Genomic DNA, 22,908 nt, shown 5'->3' with positions numbered 1-22,908 from the left:
ATTTCTCCCCTTTTGTGCTGGTTAGTGATAACAATACATACCCACATTTTCACAGTCTAATCCTTTATTTTCATTCTATTATAGCACTTGCTCGTTTGGAGCTAAATGAACAAGTCGTTTGAGCTTTTCAGCAAAGTATTCTCGCCGGGTTCCAGTTATACTAAAAGGATAAGTGTTGAAACGTAAGCGCAGACTGGCATAACCGAAAGGATGATTAAGAAATGGAAACTAGAGCAATCGCAGGTACAAGCAGGGCGGGGCGTCCATGACTATGAGATCAAGCAAAATGGTCAAGGTGCCTAATGAACTGGTAAAGTTTCCGAATAAAAAAGGGAGCTTGAAGCTGGATGGGATGTCCGTTATCGAAATCTGCTTTTACACGCAAGGCATAAAAGGAACCTTTTTTTTGCAAGATCATCTTCTGCTAATCGTCAAGTCGGGTGTCTATACCGTTCGCTTCGGTGATCAAGAATATACGATGCGGAGCAACGAAATGATGTTTATTCATAAATCAATGGGAGTCGAGTACGAGAAAGCGGGTGAACCCGATTCCGATTACATCCTCGACTATATGATGTTTTTCCTGAACGAGAAGATTGTAGATGAATTCCTCAAATTCGCCGGTTTAAAACCGATTTGTCCCGTGAATGATGTTGTTCCAATAACAGTCTTTCCGATCAATGACCGCATTGGAAGCTATATCGAGTCGTTAAAACCCTATTTCGAGCACCCTGACGAAGTCCAAGAAGGACTGGTTCGTGTGAAACTGATGGAATTGCTGTTTCACATAGCAGATTCGAATGATCGTTTGTTGCATCAAATGATGCAACCCATAAGCAAGGACAGAGGCAGCATCACAAAGATCATGGAGGAGAACTTCATGAATCCAGTTTCCCTTAACGACTTACCCTATTTGTCTGGCAGAAGCCTGGCGGCGTTCAAAAGGGATTGTCAAGCAATATACAACACCTCCCCGCTCAAATGGGTTCGCAATCGAAGGCTGGATAAAGCCAAGGAGCTGTTAGCGGAAACAGCGTTATCTGTTACGGATATCTGTTTTTCGACCGGATTCGAAAATATCGCTCACTTTTCCAAAGTATTCAAGGAAAGATTCGGACTTCCACCGTCAGCGTTTAGGCGGCAGCTGAGGTTGAAGAAGGATGCCTAAAGGGTGCTTAAAAATGAGCTAAATAAACAAATAGAATGAGCTTGTAGGCAAAGAAATGTATTCGTCTCCTTGATATTCTTATCTCATGCGGTAAACGCGGCCGTATTAAAACAAGAATGTAGGGAGGCAATTTCATGAATAAATCTAAGATCGTATTAATTACAGGTGGAAACAAAGGTATCGGTTTTGAGACAGCAAGACAATTGGGAAATATGGGGTATGAGATTTTAATAGGAGCAAGAAGCGAAAATAAAGGACATGAGGCCGTAACGTTATTGGAAAAGGAGAATATTACAGCTAAAACTGTGGTTCTTGATGTCACGGACCCCCACTCCGTTCTCTCCGCAGCAGAATGGATTGAGCAAGAGTATGGATGGCTTGATATCTTGATTAATAATGCAGGCGTGTTTTTCGAAGGAAATACCTCTCCAAGTGAACTGGAATTGTCTGTTCTCAAGAGTACCTATGAGACAAACGTTTTCGGTGTATTTTCTGTCACTAAAGCAATGCTTCCACTGCTCAGAAATTCTTCTGCCGGAAGAATCGTTAATCTTTCCAGCGCATTAGGCTCCTTAACCTTGAATTCAGACGCAACGTCGGAATTTTATAATGCGAATTCGCTCGCCTACAATAGTTCTAAAACGGCTGTAAATGCTTTAACCGTTTCCTTTGCTAAAGAATTAAGCGATTCTCCTATTAAAATCAACTCCGTTTGCCCTGGATTTACAGCTACCGATTTAAATGGTCATAGTGGCTATCGTTCAGTCGAACAAGCAGCTTCCGTTGTAGTGGAGCTTGCCACAATAGCTAGTGATGGTCCAACTGGCGGCTTTTTTGATGAGCAGGGAGTTGTGGCTTGGTGAACCTTGACGCAGGGGTAAGCTTTTTGGCTTACCGGATAGGTACTGCTAAAACAACATGCAACAGTTTATTTACTTTAACGTGCTTCGTGATGCATCCGCTATCCTCTAATAAATCAATGAGCTTGGGGAGCAGAACAGAATCCTCATCACCTTCATGCGCTGTGCTGCCTTCCCCGGCAATCATCAAATCGGCGATGCAGATCCGTCCGTGAGGTTTTAATACCCTGCGCATCTCCTGAATAGAGAGTAGCATTTGGCCGCTCGTCAGATGATGCAGGGCAAAGCTTGAAACAATAAAATCAAATTTCCCGTCAAGGTACGGAAGTGCCAGGAAATTGCCAAGCTTGGTCTCCATCTCGGGAAATTTGCGCTGACACTCCTTTAACATTTCATTGGACTGATCCACCCCAGCCATCACCGCGCCTTCATGGATCAGTCGGCCAGCCAAATTCCCTGTCCCCGTTCCAATATCCAATCCACGTTCTCCACGCATTGCTGAGACCCATTTCACAACGAGCCGCAGCGCCTCATCATAGTCCCCATATTTCCGTGTGTCCTCTTGAACCAATTGATCGTGAACGCCGGCTAAGCGGTCATACCCCCACTTATCCTTCCATGTCCGTTGTTCTCTCAGTCTTCTCGAACCCTCCGCCAGAATGTAAATGTCGTCAAGCGGAAGGGTATGGTCATTCTTGAGGGTGTCAATCATTTGGTCTGTTGTCTCGATAATCTGCTGCATTTCGACCCACTTGGTGAACATGACGGATCGCTGGAGTTCCAACAAATATCGTAATTGACTGTTTCCTTTGGCTTCAATATCCAATAGTGCAGTCCGAATCTCACTAACCGGCATTCCTGATTCCCTGAGTGCAATGATCGTCTGCAAGCGCCAAATATCTTCTTCGTCAAACCTCCGATACTGATTGTCAGCTTGTTTAGAAGGAGCAATGAGACCTTTGGCTTCGTAAAACCGAATCGCGCGCTGCGATATTTTCAGCATATCAGCGACTTCTTTTATTTTCATGAGCTAGACCCCTTTATGTTCTTGACCCTCACTTAACGTCAAGGTTTAGTATAAACCCTAGAAAAGGAGGCTGTCACGATGAAGACGTTAATCAAAGGCTCGACCATCTTAACCATGGGAAACGAGGAACCCTATATCGGGGATATTCTCATCGATGGGGACCGCATAGCGGACATTCAGTCCATTATATCTACTGGGGCAGATGTGATCATTCATGGCGGGGGTATGGCAGCAATGCCAGGGCTAATTAACGCCCACCAACACACACCTATGAGCTTGTTGCGGGGGTTTTCCGACGATTTGAAGCTTATGGATTGGTTGAACCAGAAAATGCTCCCTGCTGAAGCACGCATGACTCCAGAGGATATTTATTGGGGAGCAAAGCTCGCGATGGCGGAGATGATTAAATCGGGTACGACTGCCTTCGCAGACATGTACATCCACATGAATGAAATCGCGGCAGCGGTAGAAGAGGCCGGTATGCGGGCTTCTTTAACACGGGGGCTCACCTTCCTCGAAAATGACGGAGGGCGGCGAATGTCCGAGGCGCTTGATCTTGTTCGTCACTGGAGCGGTGCAGCGGAAGGCAGAATCACGACCATGCTAGGTCCGCATTCCCCTTACACTGTTCCTCCGCAGCCATTTAGAGAGCTTATCGAATTAGCGGAGCAGGAGGACATACCGTTACATACTCATTTAGCCGAAACGAAAGAGGAAGTCATTCAGATTCGGGAAAAGTATAATCAGACCCCAACCGAATATTTGTATCACCTCGGTCTGTTTGAACAGGCGCATGTGCTCCTCGCACATAGCGTGCATCTAAATCGCCGTGATATCGGTTATCTGAAGAGTATGCGGGGCGGAGTGTCCCATAATCCAGTAAGCAATCTCAAACTTGGCTGCGGCATAGCGCCGATCAAGGATATGGCTGACCAAGGGATTACCATTGGTTTAGGCACGGATGGGGCGGGCAGCGCCACCACGTTAGACATGTTCGAGGAGATCCGGGCAGCAACATGGCTGCAAAAGTTGGATTACGGGGACCCCACGAAGCTTCCCGCAATGGATGCTCTTCGCATGGCGACGGCTGGAAGTGCGCAGTTGCTCCGCATCGCCCATGAGGTGGGCACACTCGAAATCGGGAAGAAGGCAGATATCATCTTGATTGATATGAGAAAACCCCACTTGCAGCCGATACACAACCTCCATTCACTGCTCGCATACTGCGCTAACGGTGCGGACGTGGACACCACCATCGTTAACGGAAAAGTGTTAATGCAAGGCCGTCAACTGCTCACTATTGATGAAGACGAGTTATTGGAGCAAGTATCACTGCGCTCTAAGCGTATCGTTGAAGGCATCTAATTCCTGAATACTAGAAGCGCGGGCAGATCATGTCCGCGTTTTTCATTGATTAATTTTGCGTTAAACTGCCCGTTAGCTTAATGAAGCGCCGCACTAGCTATATATTTAATTTCCTTTAAACATCGGCATATGGTCTTGTTTTTGTTGAGGTTGTGATTCTATGCGAATACTGCATAAAAAACAATAAATACCCACTTTATCAGTTAAACTTGATTTGGTAGGGATCACTATTGTCCACAAGTATACGGATCACATTCAAAGGGAGGCCTGATAATCATGATTTTGGAGGATTTGTATTATGGGAGTTTGCGTCCCAATGAGCGGATGAAGCCAAACGATCCGGAATCTCGAAGGATTAATCAGCGGATTATTGATTCATTAGAGATGCTTAAAGAGAGACTACCAAAAGAAGATTTTGATCAGGTCGAGGAACTGCTGGAGCTACATAGTGAATCTTGCTCGCTGCATTCGGAACTATCTTTTATCCAAGGCTACAAAATAGGTGCGTTAATGATGATTGAGGTGTTTGGTGGGGAGAAGGAGTCTAATCTCGAAGGCATAAATTAGCAGTGAAGGAAGCGGGGCGTAGGGGGGCTTCGGTTTTTTATTGGGAAATATCAAGTTAAAATTTCATTATTCATTCCTAAATGGACATACCAATAGCATGTGGGAATTTATGGTATTTCATAGTCTTACGTGTTATAATACTGAACAATTATAAGTAAACTTAATCATAGTGATAGATTTTTAGTGGAGGTCGACTTAAATGAATAAAACACCTGAAGGTATTAGTATGTCTTTCCTTAAAACTGCTAAAAGATTACCTAGAAAAGGCGGGAAGATTGTATTAGATCGAAATAATCCTGAACATGTATCTTGGACAGAAGAGTTTTCGAACTGCTTAATTCGCGGCCAAGTTTTTGAGATTGCAAGAAAGAAATGATTTATAAGGAGTCCACACCATGAAACTAGGAGCAACCTTATACATTAAAAATACCACTGAAGCTGTAGCGTTTTATTCAGAAGCCTTTGGACTTACCCTGGGCTATCATGAGAGATTCCCGGATGGCACATTTATGCACGCATCATTACTTAGAGATGGACAAGAAGTATTTGCTGTCAGCGAATCACACAATGATAACTTGGTTAGAATTATGCTCTCATCATCACTAGAGGGATCACGTCCAACTATGAGTTATGGGATTAACTTTGAGCGTGAAGAAGAAGTGAACAAGGCATACGAAATGCTAGCGAAGGGCGGCACGGTGTTATTTCCGTTGGGCGCCCTTCCCTGGAGCTCCTTCTGTGCTGAAGTCGTCGATAAGTACGGTGTTTACTGGTATATCACGGTAGATCCTTCTTCTCAATGAAGCTCACTGTATTGCCGTCGGGATCAAGGAACCAGAAGGAGTAGGCGCCCCACGGTCTGCGCTCAGGTGGAGAGGTAATCCCGATGCCGGGGATGGCTTGTGTTAGACGTTCATATTCAGCCAAGACATCATGGACATAGAACATTATAGACATATTCTTGTCATTGACCACGTTCACTTGGCCTGGATTGTAGACCGCGAGCTGAGCGCTGTCGAATCCATAATGCTGCCCTTCAACAACCGGAGACTCTTTGAGCACGATTTCATAAAAAGCAGATAGGCGCGGCGCATTGTCAGTGAGGATGCAGACTCCACAAAGTTTCATATGTATACCTCTTTCTTATTTTTGGGGAGACAGGTTACGCTCATTATCATAAGTTATTCATGCATTGCTCTTAGATTCCATTCGCAATAATGTCAAGAGATCGTCGCTGATTCCAGGTGTCGTGAATACAACCTCTTCACCATAAAGTTCTACAGGGATGTTATCTGGCACCGCTTGTACATGGCAACTCAGTGCTCCCGCCTCCCGTGCAATCAAACCTGCAGCGGCTACGTCCCAAGGTGAAAGACTTTCTGTATGAGCATCTAATTTTCCTGAGGCCACATAACAAATGTCTATTGTTGGTGCAGCAAAACGCCTAATGTCACGACAGTTTCTTCTGAGCCGGTTCACTCTCTCGATTGCTGGCTGCACTAGTGCTGGATCGTGTGGAAAACCCGTACCAATGACAGCATCTAGTAGTGAAGTACATTCACGGATTCTTAAACGCTCACCATTGCAATAGGAGCCTTCACCTTTTATTCCTACATAGGTACAGTTCAAATCTGGCGCATACACAGCTCCTGCCAGCACTATGCCATCAAGGGCAAAAGCCAATGAAATGCCGTAATGCGGCAGGTTCCGGGCAAAATTAACTGTTCCATCTAAAGGATCAACCACCCACACCGGACCGTCAAACTTGAAATTATCCCAGTTATGTACTCCATCTTCCTCCGAAAGAATTCGATGATCTTGAAATTTACTCTTAATGGCTTCTTGGATCATTCTTTCCGACAGCAAATCAGCTGATGTTATGAGTTCACCTGCATCCTTGTAATTCACTTCGATTTTTTCCCGGCTGCGTAAATCAGAAATTCTCTCACCTGCTTTGGTAACGGTCTTTTCTGCAAACAACGCTAATTCTCGAAGGTCGAACTTCATTCGTTCCCATTCCTCCTTACAGTGCGTAATCTTATTTTCAGACATAGATCATATTCGTGACTGGGTATCACATCCCTTCTTAAGGAATTACTTTAATTTTCTTACTGGTTGGAACTAACTCCAGCTCTTCCCGCTGGAAGCCGTTGACAAGCATTGGCCCGCTGCCACCGTTGACCTGTGGACCATGGCTGAAGAAGCCGCCATGCTGCTCATGCACAAGGCCCGCCGACGGGACCTGAAGCTCACTGAAGATAACGGTCCGGCGTCACCGGCCCCGGCCTGGCCATCTACCGCCAGATTTCGGCACGATTGAACGGCGAACTGATCTATTCCAGCTCGGAGCTGGGCGGGGCGCGGTTTAGTTTTATGAGGAAAGTTGGGTAGTAAGGTATTTCATGTACGATCACTCTTTACCAAACGCTCTGTACCGTATTAATACTAAATTCTTTTCATTTTTATCCATTTTGTAAGTTACCCAGTGGTTATTATAATCTGTATTTAGCTCTTCAGTCCCTGATAATATTGTTTCTATGTCACGGCTCAAGTAATTTGAGGGCAGATTATATGCCTTTAGAACCTCTGAAAGAGTTGCTATCGATTCATTCTGAGGATTTAAAAAATCAATACTAAACAAATCTAAATCTTCAGTAATTAATGAGCTGAACCCGCTATTAGTCTCAGGATTAAAAAACTCAAATCCTTCAGATGGATCTATTTCATTATTAAATTGCATTGACCCGGTTTGAGCTATTTGAGCTAATAGTTCTTTTGCAGGAATTGTTATTGCTTCATTCATGTTATTTGTACTTTCCTTCTGGCAGCCAATCACTAAAGCCAAAGATAGTAAAGATAGTAAGGTAATAATGATTCTGATGTTTACACTACCCTTCCGAACTTCAATGATTTGTGTATATTTTACAGTTGCTATTATTCAACTACTTACTCCGTCCAAAGAAAAACGAATACCGATCTGCTGTACCCAACTCAGTACTCTCTGTACGATCCACAAGCTGTAATGCTTTCAATAGAGACCCGACTTGTTCGTGCATCAGGTTCACATCGAATTTATCCATTTCTCTATTTGTGCTATCTACCAGGAGATAATCTGGCATGGGGATCAGTCCAATCATTGGAATCCCGGCATTGAACAGTGGCTGACTCTCACCGAATTGAAACTTATTATGTCCGCGCAGGATAACGGTCCGGGTGTTATTTCTATCTTCAACAGCTTTCATCCAAATAGCTTCCATTATTTCATTCCCTGCATAGGTGAATTCTGTGCTTATTTTGCCAGTCGGTCCATATTGTCCGGAAGCATCGTCCTTCCATTCTAAGCTGCCTAGATGCTCTACAGTGAGTCCTGCCACGGCTTTCAGGTGTCCATCTTTACCATCCCACAGCTCAGGATGAGCCTGCATCCAGGTTGAGGTTGCCTGCGAGGTACCTTTGAATTCGGGCAATCTGAAATGTCCTGTTACGAAGGTGAAGATCATCGTCCGTTCTGGCTGCTCCTGCTGCTGCAGGTAACGAATCATGGAGAGCATGCCAATCGCACCGTCTTCTTCTACCACATTCACACCATCGGTATGCGTATTTACAATGATCGATTCCTTTTTATTCTTTCCTTCAATTTTCACATAAAAAGATTCGGTCGGCGCATGCTCCTGTGTTTCTGCCTCTAAAATCACTGTGCCCGCCTTATGTGCCTTAGCTGCGTTGATTACCTTCTGTCCAGCTGTTTTGTTGACCCAAACTGCCGGGATTCCGAAATAATGCTCGGTGAAGGGGAGGTATTGCTTCTCAGCCTTGTCATCTGAAACGCCATCCCAGACGATAATGACTGCTTTCACGCCCTGTTCCTTGGCTTCGTCCAATTTAGCATGCTTCAAAGCTGTGGTAAGGACCAGATCGCCCTCATCTGAAGGAATACCGCCCGGTGCCCGAAATTTTTCGCGTATATTCATCACCAGTGCCATGGGGAAATTCTTAAAGTTCTTGATTTCAACGACGGCTATTTTGCCGTTGGCTTCATCATATTTACCAGGTTTGGTGTAAACAAACTCTCCGGTAACTCCATTTGTATCGGTCTCGCCAGAGTAAGGAAACGCAGAGGATACATGAATTTCCTGGTTGTCAACGATCACAGAGCTTTTCTTCTCTTCCCAGCGATCAAAAGTATACTTATCACGGTACACAGTAAGGCCCATATCCGTCACCTGCTGCTGTAACCATGCAATGAATTGATTGTGACCTTCAGATCCCGTTGTACGGCTGCCAAAGGAATTCATTTTTTCAATATTGTCCAACATGGTGGTTGAAGAATCAAGCTGGTCATTGTTGATTTCAGCAGTTAATTCAGCTGGCAGAGTAACAGACCCCGTAATAGGCTGAACATATAGGTTAACGATCCAAACCACACTGGCAACTAAAGCTACAATTCCGAACAACACTCTCCGAACCACTAGAAAAACCTTCCCGCTCTTACGCACTTCACCAGCAAAATACACATTCCACACCCCTGCTACTATTAGCAGTAGAATAGCAAATGCGAATATCCAAAACTCCTTAGTGGCCAAGAATAAAATCTCGGTTACCAGGGCAACAGCATAGAGCCAAAACAGTTTACCTCTTTTTTTGAAGTGAAAAGTATAAATTCCTAATTGTGCCAATAGCACGATTATTGCTACTACAGCGAACAACATTTCTTTCCCGATCAATACAGAAGCACCAAGCGCTAGAATCAGGAATAGAATCCCCGACAATTCTCGATTTAATTGACTTCTCATAATATACCTCTCTCGTTATAAGCATATTTGCCCGTTTTTTAAGTGTACCATTAACTATATTTCACTATAAGGGTTGAAGTATACTGCAAGGTCAAGGCAAGCTTTGAGATTTACCCTCGTTGTGCAGGGAACGGCTGCGTCAATACGTCTTACTAATTAAGTACATCTTGAACCAGACGACAGATCTTAAAGGAGCTTAATCATGAAGAAGACACCGCGGAGAAAAGAAATGCTGCTGAAAGGCATTGCGATGCTGCTGAGCGTAATCCTTGCTACGGCTGTATGTTGGCATGAGATTGGAACGCTTTTGACCTCGGGGAAGGTTGACAGTGAGTCCGCTATGGTACAGAGCATCATGGACAAAACAGCGACTCCAGGGGTAGCAATTCTATCCGCCACAGGCGGCAAAACAGAATTCAAAACCTACGGCTACGCCGATAAGGCGCAGGGGAAGGAGGTCACAGCGGACTCGCTTTTTGAGATAGGATCAACGACCAAGGCGTTTACGGCTCTGGCTGTGATTATGCTACAGGATCAGGGGGACTTGGCGTATACCGATGATGTCTCGCAATATCTGCCAGAGTTCGCTCCGACCTACAAAGGGGACAAGGTTAAAATCACCATTAACCAGCTACTGGCTCATACCAGCGGAATACCATCGTGGAGCATTCGCCTGATCCCTGAAGGTTCAGGTCAGGAGCAGCTTGCAGCGACCATACATAAAATGTCCAGCCTTGCGCTGGATACTAATCCAGGCAGTGCCTATCAGTATGCAACAGTGAATTACGATATCCTGGCAGCGGTCATTGAGCGGGTTACAGGGCGGAGTTATCAGGAATATGTGACGGAGCACATTCTTAAGCCGCTGGGGATGAACGACAGCTATTTCTCGACAGGACAGGAATGGAAGCCGGAGCCTCTTGCACAGGGTTATCGGGTGTTTTTTGGCAAAAGCATGGCTTACGATGCTCCCAGATACTACGGAAATATAGCCGCAGGGTATCTGGTGACCAATCTGAAGGATTTGCAGCACTGGGTCAACGCTCAGATGGGAAGCGGCGAGGTGCCGGATAATCTAAGAAAGGCCATTCAACAATCCCATGAGCCTGACCTTCTTACAACGGGGCATGAAGCTGAGAACCAATTCTATGCCTTCGGCTGGAGCCAAGACCGGGAGACGAGGGTGATCCGTCATAGCGGCAGTAACCCGAATTATTCTTCCCAGGCGATCATCGATCCCGAACGGAAGGAGGGGGTATTCGTTCTGGCTAATCTAAACTCTACCGCACCTACGCTGATTGCCCAGAATATCTATGACAACATGCAAGGGCAGCCGATGAAGACCTTCAAGTATGACGACACCTATATCCTAATGGACGGAATAGGTTCGCTTTTAGTAGTGTTAACTGTGATTGGGATTACGTTTAAGCTCATCCGGCTGGCAGGAGGGAGAAGCGATTTTGCCACAGAGAAGGGAATCCGCCGCCAAAAGATCAAGGCCCGTGTTACCCTGTTTATCAGAGCGCTGTTGTTACTATTGGTGCTAGGCTGGCCTTTTTTGGTAAACTACAATTACACTATGATTAGTGTATGGATGTCCTATTCCGTATTGCTGTGGATGGGGCTGGCTTCGCTTAGCTGCGTGTTGTCTATGATTCTGGCAGGCAGACATTGGCGTTGACTATAAAGAAGGAGATGATCCTTATTAATCGCTGTAAAAAAATAATATTGAGTATGCTTTTAAGTTCATTACTTGTAGCATTTACCGGCTGTGATGGTAGTCCTAAGAGTAGCGTTACCATTCTTGGCGGAAAAGAAAATATTAAATATGCGACTCTTAATAGTGAGCAAAAGGCTTCTTTATCCGATCAGAAGGCTTCACCGTTTTCCTTTGCGTTCGCGGAAGAGAACACTTCAGACATTCAATATTTGAAAAATGGCGAAGAGATTTCAATTGCTTTTGGATCGAATCCGCCAGATACACTTTCCATAAGCGATGGATTACTTGATGCTAATGGAAATTATTTATATACATCCAAAGAAATCACCGATGTTCCCTATGTTACAAAGAAAGGTGTGTATAGCTTCAAATTAGACACGCACATCGCTTCTGCTTTAAGCTCTTACTATGAAAAAGATCAAAAGGAATTTAGAGGTTTTATCATATATGCAAGCTGGGAGAAGCAGGAGAAGAAATATGCTTTTGCGATCCAATCAAACGCTCTCTGAAAGGGGCACATTCTATGATCTACATAACAGGCGACATTCACGGTTCCATCAGTGTGGCCAGCCGTTTTAATTCAAGGAATTTCCCTGAAGGCAGGACGCTGACGAAGCAGGATTATGTCATAATCGTAGGGGATTTCGGCTTGTTGTGGGCAGATGACGCGGAGGATCGCTTTTGGCTAAAATGGCTTACTGAGAAACCATGGACCACCCTGTTCATTGACGGGAATCATGAGAACTTTGATCTGCTTGAATCCTATCCCATATCCGAATGGAACGGCGGTCGGGTGCATCACATTACCCCTAGTATCATTCATTTAATGCGCGGCCAAGTCTTTGAGCTCGAAGGGAAAAGCTTTTTCGCCTTTGGCGGGGCGGCTTCACATGATAAGGAGTACAGGAAGGTTGGCGTATCCTGGTGGGAGCGCGAAATGCCAAGCCCGGAAGAATACCAGGAAGGCATCCGCAATCTGGAAAAGAACCAGTGGAGAGTGGACTATGTGTTGACGCACACTTGCTCCTATGATGCGCTTCAGTGGATCAAAGGGCGCTATCGTACGAATGTGGAAGTTGACCCCATGCACACGTATTTCAACGAAATTAAGTTCAGACTGGACTATGGGAAATGGTTCTTTGGGCATTTTCATCATAATGCAGAGCTGCCGGATGATCAGGTGTTATTGTATGAAGATCGGGTAAGATTAGATGAGTAGAGGAAAGGTGAGCTGAGATGAGCAGAGAGATTAAATTGGATTTAAGCCGTATCGTGTTTATTGGACGTACATTTGAAGAGTATAAGTCCATGTTTAATTTAACACAGAGGGAATTGAAGGGACGGTCCATTCTGGATTGCCCCGCTGGAGCATGTTCGTTCACGGCGCACGCGAATAAACAGGGTGCCGATGTAACGGCAACGGATATCGCTTATTTTCATGATTATGAGGATCTTCACACAAAAGGCCTGAAAGACTTGGAACACGCCATGACCAAAATGGAAAGTGCCCAAACCAACTACGTATGGGATTATTTCCAATCCGTTGACGAACTGAAACAGCATCGATCCCGCGCCTTAACTGATTGTGCAGAGGATATGAAAAACCATCCTGGGCGTTACATTGCATCCGCATTGCCCTCGCTCCCATTCAAGGATAAGCAATTTGATATGACACTGTCTGCACACTTTTTGTTTATGTATTCAGACCGGCTGGATTTTGATTTCCATAGGCAGGCGATCCAAGAGTTACTTCGGGTAACCAAACAGGAAATCCGGATTTTTCCTTTAGTCAGCCTTACAGGAGAGAGATATCGTCAATTGGATGAGCTGCTCACCTTCTTACATCAACAGGGTTGTTCAACTGAAGAAATAACGGCCGGATACGAGTTTCAAAAGGGAGCAAACAGCAGGTTGAAGATCACTCTTTAGATTATGGTATAAACTGAGTTAAATCGATAAAGGCGCTAACTCCATGTTAGTGTCTTTTCATTTATTCCTAAGCTTCGCCATACTTCCGCCATGTTCTGGTTCCATCTACTCTGACATAATACGGTAATAGAACAGAGGATGGTTTTACACCAGCTCTTAAGGAGGAATTGGCATGTTTCATAAAACAGTGACGTTGCAGCCTTTTGCAGATATTTCGGAGTATACTGAAGGGTTCAAGATCGTCTCGGCTCAATTAGGTGGAGATGGCTGCGTATATGTCCTGCTGATTAACCAGATCCCGGAACGGAAACGAGGAATGTTCGTCCAACCTGCTTTGAAGCAACCACATACCTACAAGGTCCTGATGGTAGAAAGTAAAGATTATATCGATGAGATAATAATTGAGGATCAGCATTTCAATTATCATTATGTTCAGCCCCTTCGCAGACATCTCCTGCTGGTTGGAGCGCGCTGCTCGTATTATGGTGCAGGCAGATATGATCTGAACGCCAAAGTGTGTGATTATACAGGAGTTACCGTTCGTGAGTTCCTGCTTGGAGACGGGATTCAGAATGTTCAAGTGACGGAGAAAGGTACCATCTGGACCAGTTATTTTGACGAAGGTGTGTTCGGGAACAACGGGTGGGATCAGCCTGTCGGTGAACACGGCCTGGTGGCCTGGGATGAGCATGGGAACAAATTGTACGAAGATCATGTGTCGGATATTGCCGATTGTTACGCTTTGAATGTGGTCCGTGAAGAGGAGGTCTGGTTTTACTATTATACGGATTTTTTGCTCGGCTGCATCTCAGGCGGACCCACTCAGCCCAAGGTCACATTTATCAATCCTGAGATTTCCGGTTCGGCCGGGTTCTGCACGGATGGTTGTCACTTCTTGTTCGATGGCGGTTACGGCAAACACGGAGAATATGTTATCAAAAAACATGAAAAAGCAAGCATGACCAAAGGGCATAAGATACAGTTTCTGAATGAAAAATCCGAGCCGCTTGTGCCAGTCACGCAAGATTTTCGGGAAGATCTCGTGCTGTTCTGTGCAGATGATATGTTGTATCAGGTATCGGTTAGTGAATTGCTGTGACGCTGCGGGGACCTTATGATTGTAATACGATAAGGAATTGAGGCTATGGTTTCGTTTTCTAATCAAATCTTTTGTAGTTTAATAGGAGTGAATTCAGTGAAATTAGAAGATTACGCATGGAATAAACATGAGCAAAAATTAAAAGAAGAACAAACAGAATTCAAGCATAGTAACCCTAAAATAAAAATTATAGATAACACCGAATTGCGCAATAAAATTGAAGAGGCTCTTGAAAAAATACCGCAGAAGTTAGTTGCTGAGTGGACTTTAAAAGTAGCAACTCCGTACTTGGATTACTTAGATGACCATTTAAAAGATGACTCACGAATACATTTAGGGATAGAAACTTTACAAAAACGAATAGACGGAAGCATTAGAGCCTCCGATTTACGGAAAGTTGGATTTGTAGTTAATGAATTGGCGAAAGAATCCAAATCAGACATTAGCAAGTATTCTGCACGTTCATTTGCCCAAGCCATTGCAACAGGACATATGAGAGGACATGCTTTAGTTAGCAGTGATTACGCAATAAAGGCAACAAATGTATTAACTGATAACTCCACAGATTCTTCAACAAAGGAGAGGGAAAGACAATTGAATTTAATACATGAAGTAATTTTAACGCCTCCAGATCTTCAAGCTTGAAGCATTACATCGAAGAAGGTATGCTGCCGATAGGCCTCGGATGAAACTTTCTTAGCATGTGATACGTACACCATAAGATGGTAGGGGGATTGCATTGTGCGGAAATTGAGGGCTTCAACTTCTATTGAGTATAAGATCGCTTTCGAGGACTATGTAAAATAATACGTATGTAGAATGAGGTGAATGATATGACGATACTGCCTGTTATAATATTTATCCTGGTATTTGTACCTTCCATTGTACTCATCGTGAGTATGCCGTATTTAACAAAAGAGACGATTAGTTTCGGAGTCACCGTCAGCGCTGTCCAATTCCACAGTGAGCCGCTACGTCAGATGCGGAAGTCGTATGCTAGGATTAGTGCAATTTTACATACCATCCTATTCATTGTTGGCATCTTATGCCTAATCTACAGCGATGAACATTCGAGGCAAATCAGTTGGGTCATTATTACTTATGCACTCGCTATGCTCGTAATCTCTCTGGTCATTAACATCAGGTATCATTTGAAAATGAAAAGCGTACTGCCTATGCTGCCTGCTGCTCTCGAATCATCGGTCATGGAACCAGGATTGCGGAAAGGAAATGTTGGCCTGCCCAGTCATTGGTTCCTCATTCATGCTGTTATTATTGTGGTTAGTATTGTAACAGTGCTGCGCAACTATGATCTGATTCCTGACCAGCTTCCGGTCCATTTCAACGGCAGTTGGACCGTAGACCGCTATGTAGATAAATCTTATAGTATCGTGTTTATACCTACGATCATGCAGGTGTTAGGAATCCTTCTGTTCATATATGAATATTGGAGAATGCGCAGAGGGAAGCAGCAGGTTAGGGAAGACTTAACTTACCGCCGTGCCTGGTCGAATTTTATGATTACAGCAAGCTTCTTGTTCGTTATCCTGTTATCCGTAGTGCAGCTAAATATGACGTCTCTGCTTAATATTAATTTTGTTATCCCCGTTGTCCTAAGCATAATTGCCTTTATCATCCTATACGCCTACACCTTAACGTACTGGGCTGGTCAGCGCGAAAGCCGCTAGACATGAGCAGATGGTTGAGCGCTGGATCAGCCACACCTCAAATTCTGAGTACCGCTGATCCAACACGCTCCAACGCAACGAAGTTGCTTCTACCTACAGCCCAATGTTATTTCCTCAAGCTTAATCCTCAATTTGCCTACCGCTTCTTCACCGGCACCCATACTTCAACTTCGGCATCCATTGAGTTGCCATTGGTTAGTACCTCCGCGATCGGGTGTCCGGTATACACATACTCATAATTATCGTTCAGGATGGCACCGAATGCCTCATCCTCCAGCCGGTCAAACGCAAGGCGCGACAACCCGCCCTGACCTGACAACACCAAATACTCTCCTCCCGGAAAAAGCACTTCAACCGCTGCATCCGGCTGGGGCCTGGGCGACTGAACTCCTGCAACATACAGGATCTTTCCATCTTCCTGGGCAATGGCGGCGAAGCCGTAGGGACTCTCAGATAAGGGACGCAGGGAGGCCATAGAGCCGTTCTCCAGCGTGCTTTTGAAAAAAGCCGTTTTGAGCTGTGAATACGCAGGATCGTGGACCGCCCCACCTTCACTTATAGCCGTCTTGAACCCAATGATGCGGAATGCTTCCTTCGTTTCAATTCTGGTCGAAATCATGACAATGTACCTCCTGGATAGTGGGATTGGTGTATTCCAAGCAAGCATAATCTACCAACTGTGACACCTGTATGGCATACTTGATTAGAGGTGGTCATCATGAAAATGGATCGCTTGATTGCGCTAATTATGATCCTGCTGGAGCATGAGCAGATTAGTGCGCGCGAGTTAGCAGAGCGTCTCGAAGTCAGCAGACGAACGATTTACCGGGATATTGAAACGCTGAATAGAGCCGGCCTGCCCATCTATACGCTTATGGGAGCGTGGGGCGGTGTCGGCTTGATGAAATCCTACAAAGTGGGCAAAACCCTGTTCACCTCGCAAGAAATTCAGAACCTGCAGAATGGATTGCACAGCTACAAGCAGCTTTTTGGAAGAAGGGAAATGGTGTATGTAGCGGAGAAGTTGAACGCTCTCTACCCGGACAATGCAGAGGGCCAGCCGAATGCGCCGTTCGTCATGGATCTGTCCTTGAATCAAGGAAACGAGTCGCTGCGCAGCCTGTTCGGGATGATCGAGACGGCGATGAATGAGCACGCTGTGCTGGCTTTTGCGTATACGGATGCGCGGGGGCAGAGCAGTGAACGGCGGGTGGAGCCGTATCAGGTGGTTTTCAAGGAGAGGAGCTGGTACTTGCAAGCCTATTGTCTGGTCAAGCAGGACTACCGTATCTTCAAGCTGGCCAGAATGAGCGGTCTCCAGGTGACGAAGGAGCAGTTCGTTCCGAGAGCGTTCACCCCTCTCCCCATGGACGGAGGAGATTGGCTGAACCAGGGATGGGTGGAGGTTACGGTCCGGCTGGACCGCTCTGTCATGGATCGGGTGATCGAACGGTTCGGCGCCGACCATATCCTGCGGGTGGATGAACACCACTGCTGGGCCAAGTATCCTATTATTGCAAATGACTATGGCTACGACCGGCTGCTTGCTTTTGGAGATAAGTGTGAAGTGCTGGGGCCGCCAGAGATACGGAATGGGTTCAAGGCATATGTGCGGGGGATTATGAGGAAGTATGAGGGGGATTAGCGGTGTAGATTGGTGAGCGTGGCGGGATGAGATTTTTCCACATGAAGGTGAATTAAGTTGAACTGGAGGATGCGGATGATGGGGGATGCCGGGATGGTGGAGAAGAAGGTTGGAGCGAGCGATTATCTGTCTTTAGCATTGTATGCGTTTGCAGGGTTTGGTCTTGAAGTGGTATTGTTGATGATATTACCATCCGTCTTGGGGGTGAAAAGTTCTGATTATACGCTCCTTCATCAATGTATTCATTGGGGAATTACCTGCTTGTTGTGGGGGAGTATGGCCGTATTTCTGATCCAGCTCTCCAAGCGGAAACACGATTTTGACATCATGAGGTTGAACGCTACACCGGACTCCCGGGGATGGTTGCTCGCGATTGTGGTTTCGGTGATCGCCATTGCAACGACTACTGTCGTATGGGAAGGCTTCAAGCCGGTTCAGGAGTACAAGGACGTGGTAAGATTCGTTTTTCAGAATGTTTATTACTTGTTCGAAGCGGGCTTGATTCTGCTGACGATTGCGTTTGGACAGAAATTCGGTGAGACGCTTTTCAAAAGAGACGGTCTGCCCTACGGCGGGATGTTCCTCGCACTCACTTGGGGCCTGATCCACATTCTGCTCCAGGGCGGACCGACGGGGATTTATGCGTTCTTCATGTCACTACTTTACGGAACGATATACATAATGTTGAGAAAGAATGTGCGGTATTCGTATGTGGTGATTGCGGTTGTGTTTATTTTGTGAGGCAGGATTGGGGAGGGGCTAGGGTGAATGAAATGAATTATTCTATTTGGATTGAAGCTGAAGAATGGGCTGAAGGGGAATGGAACATCTTTGATGGTAACACGGATGCTATAGTAACCTTTGAAGACGGATCAAGGTGGGTGGCTTCATTTTTTACATACCAGAACATTCAGACACTGGCTGATAAGAATAAACAAACGGGTGAGTGCTTGCACGGCAAGTATTTTCGGGGAAGTGATATGGTGCTTGTGGACGAGTGCAGCCGTAGGCGGATTGAAGAGGTGATTGCACATTTTATCACTAGCGGTGACTTTGAAATGATGTTTAGCAGGTGTGAAGAGGATAGTTTAGAGTGAATGAAGGTGATGTTATGGCTGATGATAGACGAGTAAAGTTAGAGGGATTAATTAAGAACAACAAAATAAAACAAGCAAAGGTGCAGCTTGTGCGTGATATGAAAAAATACCATGACATTGATTTTCCAGAACAGGACTTCGTTGATTATCAACAATCTGAGGAAGTCCGTAGGAAAGTGTATGAGCGTATTAGAGCAGATAAGGTGCAAATTTTGAAATTCCCGTACGATCAAGAAGTGCTTCCGTCGAAGAGTGATTTTATATTCAATTACTTTATGAAATACGAGGATACAACAATACTTTTTTACCCGTCTATCTTTACGGTTGGTTCAAATCTAAGGACTGGCGATCAGCTCTATTTAAATTTTCCGCTTGCTGTAGCAGTTCCACTGCGGGATTGTAGAGAAATGATTATGAAGTTAATGTCTGAAATGCACAATGACTTGATTGTGGTATCGGAGGAATTGGGCTTTGGATTTGTTCTGAGCGAGGATGAATATTCAGATGTGACGATAGAGTATTGGGAGAAATCCTAGAAGAGGTGAAAGTAATAGTGTCTAAGCACCCAGTATTTGAGATCAAGTATGAGTTGCTTGAAGATCAGGTAGAGTAACTGAGGGCGGTGGATACAGTGACATTTGATAAAGAGTGGCATCAGATCTATGGGCCATTTACCGTGATTGTAGACGGACATGAATTTATTCCATATCCGCCTCCAGACATGCCTTTATCAGCAAAAGATCTGTATTCTGAACTCATTCTAACCAATTTAGATCTGCTTGTTGATGCCTGCAACTACTTAAATTCGCATAAATACTTAGCTTTGAAGTATGTTGAAAATTGCTGGACCTGGTTAGAAATACAAGTTGATGATGAGGTTTTAATCTTAAGCGAGTTAAACCATGAAATACCCTATAGATATTTAATTCAAACGGATAAGTTCCTATTAATAGATGCCCCATATGGGTCATTCTCGAATATTAGAGTACACAAAAGTGAATTTATAAATGAGATAAGAACTAAAATTATTGAATTTAATAAGGAGATTCAAGCGATAAACAGTGAACTTTTGAAATCCGTTTATTTTTCTAAGTTGTTGGGGTTTTGTGACAATCATAATAAAGGAGATACAACATGCTGCCATCACTAACGTTTCTAAAACATCAATTAGAGGGAATTCTGCGTAATAAATTTGCACAGGGGCATCAAACCTCCGGTTTTTTGGCCCGGTTGGAACAGCTTCCGGCAAGCTATGATGCTTATCTGGAATTCGCCCATAGCTTGGCTGACATTCCAATGCGGGACAACTGGCCTTACTATGAGCCGGACGAATTGGAGGAGATATGGCGGGAATGCGACCCGGGTAGACCTCTAGGCCAGATCGGAGTGTTGAATCTGAAAGACAGCTCCAAGCGTGTGGAGGCAGGCTTCCTCGCTTCAGTCTGTGGTTCAATGCTGGGCAAGCCGATCGAGGTCAATCCCACCTTGTCGGAATTACGTCAAGCGTTAACCGCTGTAGGGGAATGGCCGCTGAATGATTATATTTCGGAAGAAGCTCTCCATGCGTTGGATCGTCGTCATTGGTCCTGGTTCGAGACGGCGCGGGGGCGGATTCGCTATGTGGCGCCTGATGATGATATCAATTACACCTTAATGGGAATGATGGCGTTAGAGCAATTCGGTAAGGGTTTTACGAAAAGAAACCTAAGAGATTTATGGATAAATCATCTTCCGATAAGTACAACTTGGGGGCCGGAGAGGGCCATCCTGGTTCGGTCGGGGATTAGCTATTTGGAGCATGACCGGGAATTATTCAATCATTCGGAAATAGAGGCTTGGCCCGACTTCCTGGTGCAAGATACAGAATTATGCGGGGCGGCGATTCGTGCAGATGCTTACGGCTATGCCTGCCCTGGTCAACCTGCGCTTGCGGCCGAGCTGGCTTGGCGTGATGCCAGTTTTACACATCGGCGGACGGGAATCTATGCCACGATGTTCATTGCCGCTGCAATTGCTGCCGCACATGTGCTGAGCGATCGGCTTGAAATCATAAGAACTGCACTGCAATTCGTCCCTAGAAGGAGCCGATTCTATGAAATTACTGCGGATTGTCTCCAGATCGTAGCGAATGCAGATAACTGGCTGGAAGCGTATCAGGGCATTCATCAGAAGTACACGAATTACTGCCACTGTCATGTGTATCAGGAAATCGGCACCTTGATAAATACATTTCGATTTGCTGACAATGCCGGAGACGGAATATGCATGCAGGTCATGCAAGGCAATGATACCGACAGCTTCGGAGCAACAGCAGGCTCGCTGCTCGGTGTGTATTTCGGTCCGGACAGCTTGGATACGAGATGGCTTGAGCCTTTCCAGGACCGGATTCATACGGGCTTATCTTATTTTCATGAGCAACAACTCTCCCGTTTGGCTGAGCGCATAGGACGTTTGCCAGAGCTGCTGCACACAGGTCAGCAACGTATTCAGCCCAGCGAGCTGTATGTGAATGAGAGATTGGGGATTTGAACATGGCTATAGCTTAGGGAGGGCGAGAGGTATATATGGGGAATATTGTGCGGCAAGTTATTCATGAATGGAATCCATACGGCTTATTACCAGAAGCACCTATAGATGAGTTTGATTCTGAAATTGAAAAAGTCGTCCAATCCCTAACAGTTGCTTCTACTGTCGAAGAACTGGCAAAAAGCATACAAGAAATATTCTCTTCCAATTTTGGTGAACCCTTTCGGTATGAAGGATGCTTTATTGCGGCTAAAAAGATATGGGAGTATTCAATTGAAGATAAAAGCTTACCTGCAAATATTGAAATTGTTTCTTTAACTCACGAAAACGCATACCATTCTAGAAATTTATTGTGTGGCTTTAACAATTCTTCGTCTAATGGTGTCGACACAAAGGCAGCTTCAATCGAGGAGCTGGAGCAGAGTGGTCAGGTCATAAAAAGGATTCTGGATACTGATCTAGCAATTTGCTATTTGGCTAAATTTGAGTCACATTATGCGGGATTTATTATTTGCTCCTGGGGGATTTCAGTTTCGAATGGGCACCCGATATTACGAATAGATGGATTATATGTAGCATCTGAATTTAGAAATAAAGGAATTGCAAAAGCATTAATGAACCATGTAATTGATTTGGCAAATGAAAAAAAGGCAACCCGTATACAGCTTGACACCGATGCGGATAATATTCCGGCCAGCAGCTTATATGTAAGTTTTGGTTTTGAAAAAATTTATGGCAAAGAAGTGTATATGCTTTTTTGCAGCTGAAACAGATACTCCTTTGTAATGTGCGGGAATGCGCATAAGGTTATCTTTTATGAAGCAATGGCGCCAACGAACAAAAAAGCTCATGGGGTCCGCCAATGAGCTTTTTTGTGCTGTGTCTGTTCTTGTTCTTCACGCAACTCGCGGATTTATGCGTATAATGCTCATAGCCCAACGGGTGTAAAGAAGATAATCTTAAATCTTATAGTATCTAAGCATTATACTTATTTAACTTTTGGGATAAGGTTTCTTTTGGTTTGTTCGGTTAAGTAGATAGTCAGTACTCGTCATATGAAAATCTGCCAGCTTGATCAGAATCGCCGTGGGAATATCGATATCACCGCGTTCATAATTACTATAAATCCGCTGGCTGCATTGCAAATACTCCGCCATTTGAGTTTGCCTCAAATCCTTATCTTCGCGTAAATCCCGGATACGTTGATACATAATTGAACACCTCCAACGCAAGCATATCTTAGCGAATTATTCGCTAGTTTTGACTTTTGAAACATCTAATAAAACAAAACATGACAATAGAGTAAATTATATACCGCTGACAAATAGATTTATGCTATCCTTCGTAGGAAGGAATACCCAATTATATAGGGAGGAGAGTATCTGGAAATTAGTGATACATAAGGCTTGAAAGCGGCTCAAATT

28 protein-coding genes are annotated in these 22,908 nt (G+C 44.8%); 20 read left to right on the top strand and 8 right to left on the bottom strand.

From position 1 onward, the window contains the following. The first annotated feature begins 271 nt into the window (after window positions 1-271). Window positions 272-1,168: a helix-turn-helix domain-containing protein gene (locus J2Z70_RS03620; RefSeq protein ID WP_245367964.1), complete on the top strand. Its 897-nt coding sequence runs from the start codon at window positions 272-274 to the stop codon at window positions 1,166-1,168. Between the two features lie 134 nt (window positions 1,169-1,302). Continuing rightward, complete coding sequence (locus tag J2Z70_RS03615) at window positions 1,303-2,031, top strand: SDR family oxidoreductase (protein WP_209869480.1); 729 nt, start codon at window positions 1,303-1,305, stop codon at window positions 2,029-2,031. A 28-nt stretch (window positions 2,032-2,059) separates the two neighbouring features. Here J2Z70_RS03615 and J2Z70_RS03610 read toward each other — a convergent pair whose 3' ends face one another. After that, complete coding sequence (locus J2Z70_RS03610; protein ID WP_209869477.1) at window positions 2,060-3,055, bottom strand: MerR family transcriptional regulator; 996 nt, start codon at window positions 3,053-3,055, stop codon at window positions 2,060-2,062. A 78-nt stretch (window positions 3,056-3,133) separates the two neighbouring features. Here J2Z70_RS03610 and J2Z70_RS03605 point away from each other — a divergent pair, with 78 nt between their 5' ends. From J2Z70_RS03605 to J2Z70_RS03590, 4 genes are all read left to right on the top strand, one after another. Next, window positions 3,134-4,420: an amidohydrolase gene (locus J2Z70_RS03605; RefSeq protein ID WP_209869475.1), complete on the top strand. Its 1,287-nt coding sequence runs from the start codon at window positions 3,134-3,136 to the stop codon at window positions 4,418-4,420. 276 nt (window positions 4,421-4,696) lie between these two features. Then, window positions 4,697-4,987 carry a DUF6809 family protein gene (locus J2Z70_RS03600; protein ID WP_209869472.1) on the top strand — a complete coding sequence of 97 codons (291 nt, stop codon included), beginning with the start codon at window positions 4,697-4,699 and terminating at the stop codon, window positions 4,985-4,987. Window positions 4,988-5,186: 199 nt separating this feature from the next. Next, a complete protein-coding gene (locus J2Z70_RS03595; protein ID WP_155991703.1) occupies window positions 5,187-5,363 on the top strand; it encodes a hypothetical protein in 177 nt (58 codons plus the stop codon). A 19-nt stretch (window positions 5,364-5,382) separates the two neighbouring features. Next, on the top strand, window positions 5,383-5,790 hold the full coding sequence (locus J2Z70_RS03590) for a VOC family protein (RefSeq protein WP_209869469.1): 408 nt from the start codon (window positions 5,383-5,385) through the stop codon (window positions 5,788-5,790). Here J2Z70_RS03590 and J2Z70_RS03585 read toward each other — a convergent pair. From J2Z70_RS03585 to J2Z70_RS03565, 5 genes are all read right to left on the bottom strand, one after another. After that, window positions 5,765-6,115 (bottom strand): VOC family protein, encoded by a 351-nt coding sequence (locus tag J2Z70_RS03585; protein WP_209869466.1) that lies wholly within the window; start codon window positions 6,113-6,115, stop codon window positions 5,765-5,767. The genes J2Z70_RS03590 and J2Z70_RS03585 overlap by 26 nt on opposite strands. Window positions 6,116-6,172: 57 nt before the next feature. Next, on the bottom strand, window positions 6,173-6,994 hold the full coding sequence (locus tag J2Z70_RS03580; protein WP_209869463.1) for an inositol monophosphatase family protein: 822 nt from the start codon (window positions 6,992-6,994) through the stop codon (window positions 6,173-6,175). Between the two features lie 79 nt (window positions 6,995-7,073). Continuing rightward, window positions 7,074-7,211, bottom strand: coding sequence for a hypothetical protein (locus tag J2Z70_RS03575; protein WP_209869461.1), 138 nt, complete (start codon window positions 7,209-7,211; stop codon window positions 7,074-7,076). A gap of 186 nt (window positions 7,212-7,397) precedes the next feature. Continuing rightward, complete coding sequence (locus tag J2Z70_RS03570; RefSeq protein ID WP_209869458.1) at window positions 7,398-7,790, bottom strand: hypothetical protein; 393 nt, start codon at window positions 7,788-7,790, stop codon at window positions 7,398-7,400. Between the two features lie 139 nt (window positions 7,791-7,929). Then, entirely contained in the window at window positions 7,930-9,780 is a 1,851-nt protein-coding gene (locus J2Z70_RS03565; RefSeq protein ID WP_209869456.1) for a M28 family peptidase, read from the bottom strand. A 202-nt stretch (window positions 9,781-9,982) separates the two neighbouring features. Here J2Z70_RS03565 and J2Z70_RS03560 point away from each other — a divergent pair, with 202 nt between their 5' ends. The 7 genes from J2Z70_RS03560 (at window position 9,983) to J2Z70_RS03530 (ending at window position 16,216) form a co-directional block, all read left to right on the top strand. Beyond that, window positions 9,983-11,461, top strand: a complete 1,479-nt coding sequence (locus J2Z70_RS03560; protein ID WP_209869454.1) for a serine hydrolase domain-containing protein — start codon at window positions 9,983-9,985, stop codon at window positions 11,459-11,461. A gap of 47 nt (window positions 11,462-11,508) precedes the next feature. Then, a complete protein-coding gene (locus J2Z70_RS03555) occupies window positions 11,509-12,009 on the top strand; it encodes a hypothetical protein (RefSeq protein WP_209869452.1) in 501 nt (166 codons plus the stop codon). Between the two features lie 14 nt (window positions 12,010-12,023). Then, window positions 12,024-12,719 carry a metallophosphoesterase family protein gene (locus tag J2Z70_RS03550; protein WP_209869450.1) on the top strand — a complete coding sequence of 232 codons (696 nt, stop codon included), beginning with the start codon at window positions 12,024-12,026 and terminating at the stop codon, window positions 12,717-12,719. Window positions 12,720-12,736: 17 nt separating this feature from the next. After that, a complete protein-coding gene (locus J2Z70_RS03545; RefSeq protein ID WP_209869448.1) occupies window positions 12,737-13,429 on the top strand; it encodes a methyltransferase domain-containing protein in 693 nt (230 codons plus the stop codon). Window positions 13,430-13,601: 172 nt separating this feature from the next. Further along, the gene (locus J2Z70_RS03540; protein ID WP_209869446.1) at window positions 13,602-14,528 is read left to right on the top strand and encodes a hypothetical protein; all 927 of its coding nucleotides are present in this window, start codon (window positions 13,602-13,604) and stop codon (window positions 14,526-14,528) included. 96 nt (window positions 14,529-14,624) lie between these two features. Next, complete coding sequence (locus tag J2Z70_RS03535) at window positions 14,625-15,173, top strand: putative immunity protein (protein ID WP_209869444.1); 549 nt, start codon at window positions 14,625-14,627, stop codon at window positions 15,171-15,173. 530 nt (window positions 15,174-15,703) lie between these two features. Next, on the top strand, window positions 15,704-16,216 hold the full coding sequence (locus tag J2Z70_RS03530; RefSeq protein WP_209869442.1) for a DUF1648 domain-containing protein: 513 nt from the start codon (window positions 15,704-15,706) through the stop codon (window positions 16,214-16,216). Between the two features lie 136 nt (window positions 16,217-16,352). Here J2Z70_RS03530 and J2Z70_RS03525 read toward each other — a convergent pair whose 3' ends face one another. Next, the gene (locus tag J2Z70_RS03525; protein ID WP_209869439.1) at window positions 16,353-16,835 is read right to left on the bottom strand and encodes an effector binding domain-containing protein; all 483 of its coding nucleotides are present in this window, start codon (window positions 16,833-16,835) and stop codon (window positions 16,353-16,355) included. A 99-nt stretch (window positions 16,836-16,934) separates the two neighbouring features. Between J2Z70_RS03525 and J2Z70_RS03520 the strand changes: the two genes are divergently transcribed. From J2Z70_RS03520 to J2Z70_RS03490, 7 genes are all read left to right on the top strand, one after another. Beyond that, on the top strand, window positions 16,935-17,861 hold the full coding sequence (locus J2Z70_RS03520; RefSeq protein ID WP_209869437.1) for a helix-turn-helix transcriptional regulator: 927 nt from the start codon (window positions 16,935-16,937) through the stop codon (window positions 17,859-17,861). Between the two features lie 75 nt (window positions 17,862-17,936). Next, the gene (locus J2Z70_RS03515) at window positions 17,937-18,602 is read left to right on the top strand and encodes a hypothetical protein (RefSeq protein WP_209869435.1); all 666 of its coding nucleotides are present in this window, start codon (window positions 17,937-17,939) and stop codon (window positions 18,600-18,602) included. 32 nt (window positions 18,603-18,634) lie between these two features. Beyond that, window positions 18,635-18,958, top strand: coding sequence for a hypothetical protein (locus tag J2Z70_RS03510; RefSeq protein WP_209870188.1), 324 nt, complete (start codon window positions 18,635-18,637; stop codon window positions 18,956-18,958). Beyond that, a complete protein-coding gene (locus J2Z70_RS03505) occupies window positions 18,955-19,494 on the top strand; it encodes a nucleoside/nucleotide kinase family protein (RefSeq protein WP_209869433.1) in 540 nt (179 codons plus the stop codon). Before J2Z70_RS03510 ends, J2Z70_RS03505 begins: the two co-directional genes overlap by 4 nt. 95 nt (window positions 19,495-19,589) lie before the next feature. Beyond that, window positions 19,590-20,108 (top strand): hypothetical protein, encoded by a 519-nt coding sequence (locus tag J2Z70_RS03500; protein WP_209869430.1) that lies wholly within the window; start codon window positions 19,590-19,592, stop codon window positions 20,106-20,108. Continuing rightward, window positions 20,093-21,487, top strand: coding sequence for an ADP-ribosylglycohydrolase family protein (locus J2Z70_RS03495; RefSeq protein ID WP_209869427.1), 1,395 nt, complete (start codon window positions 20,093-20,095; stop codon window positions 21,485-21,487). The genes J2Z70_RS03500 and J2Z70_RS03495 overlap by 16 nt, the downstream gene beginning before the upstream one ends. Before the next feature lie 35 nt (window positions 21,488-21,522). Continuing rightward, complete coding sequence (locus tag J2Z70_RS03490) at window positions 21,523-22,251, top strand: GNAT family N-acetyltransferase (RefSeq protein ID WP_209869424.1); 729 nt, start codon at window positions 21,523-21,525, stop codon at window positions 22,249-22,251. A gap of 225 nt (window positions 22,252-22,476) precedes the next feature. On the opposite strand, the gene J2Z70_RS03485 is transcribed toward J2Z70_RS03490, so the two are convergent. Next, window positions 22,477-22,695 (bottom strand): helix-turn-helix domain-containing protein, encoded by a 219-nt coding sequence (locus J2Z70_RS03485; protein ID WP_209869420.1) that lies wholly within the window; start codon window positions 22,693-22,695, stop codon window positions 22,477-22,479. Between the last annotated feature and the right edge of the window lie 213 nt (window positions 22,696-22,908).

It is taken from the genome of Paenibacillus silagei (genome assembly GCF_017874735.1).
Lineage (GTDB): Bacteria > Bacillota > Bacilli > Paenibacillales > Paenibacillaceae > Paenibacillus_AQ > Paenibacillus_AQ silagei.
The sequence above is the reverse complement of the archived record's forward strand: the minus strand, read 5'-3'. Positions and strand labels throughout refer to the sequence as shown.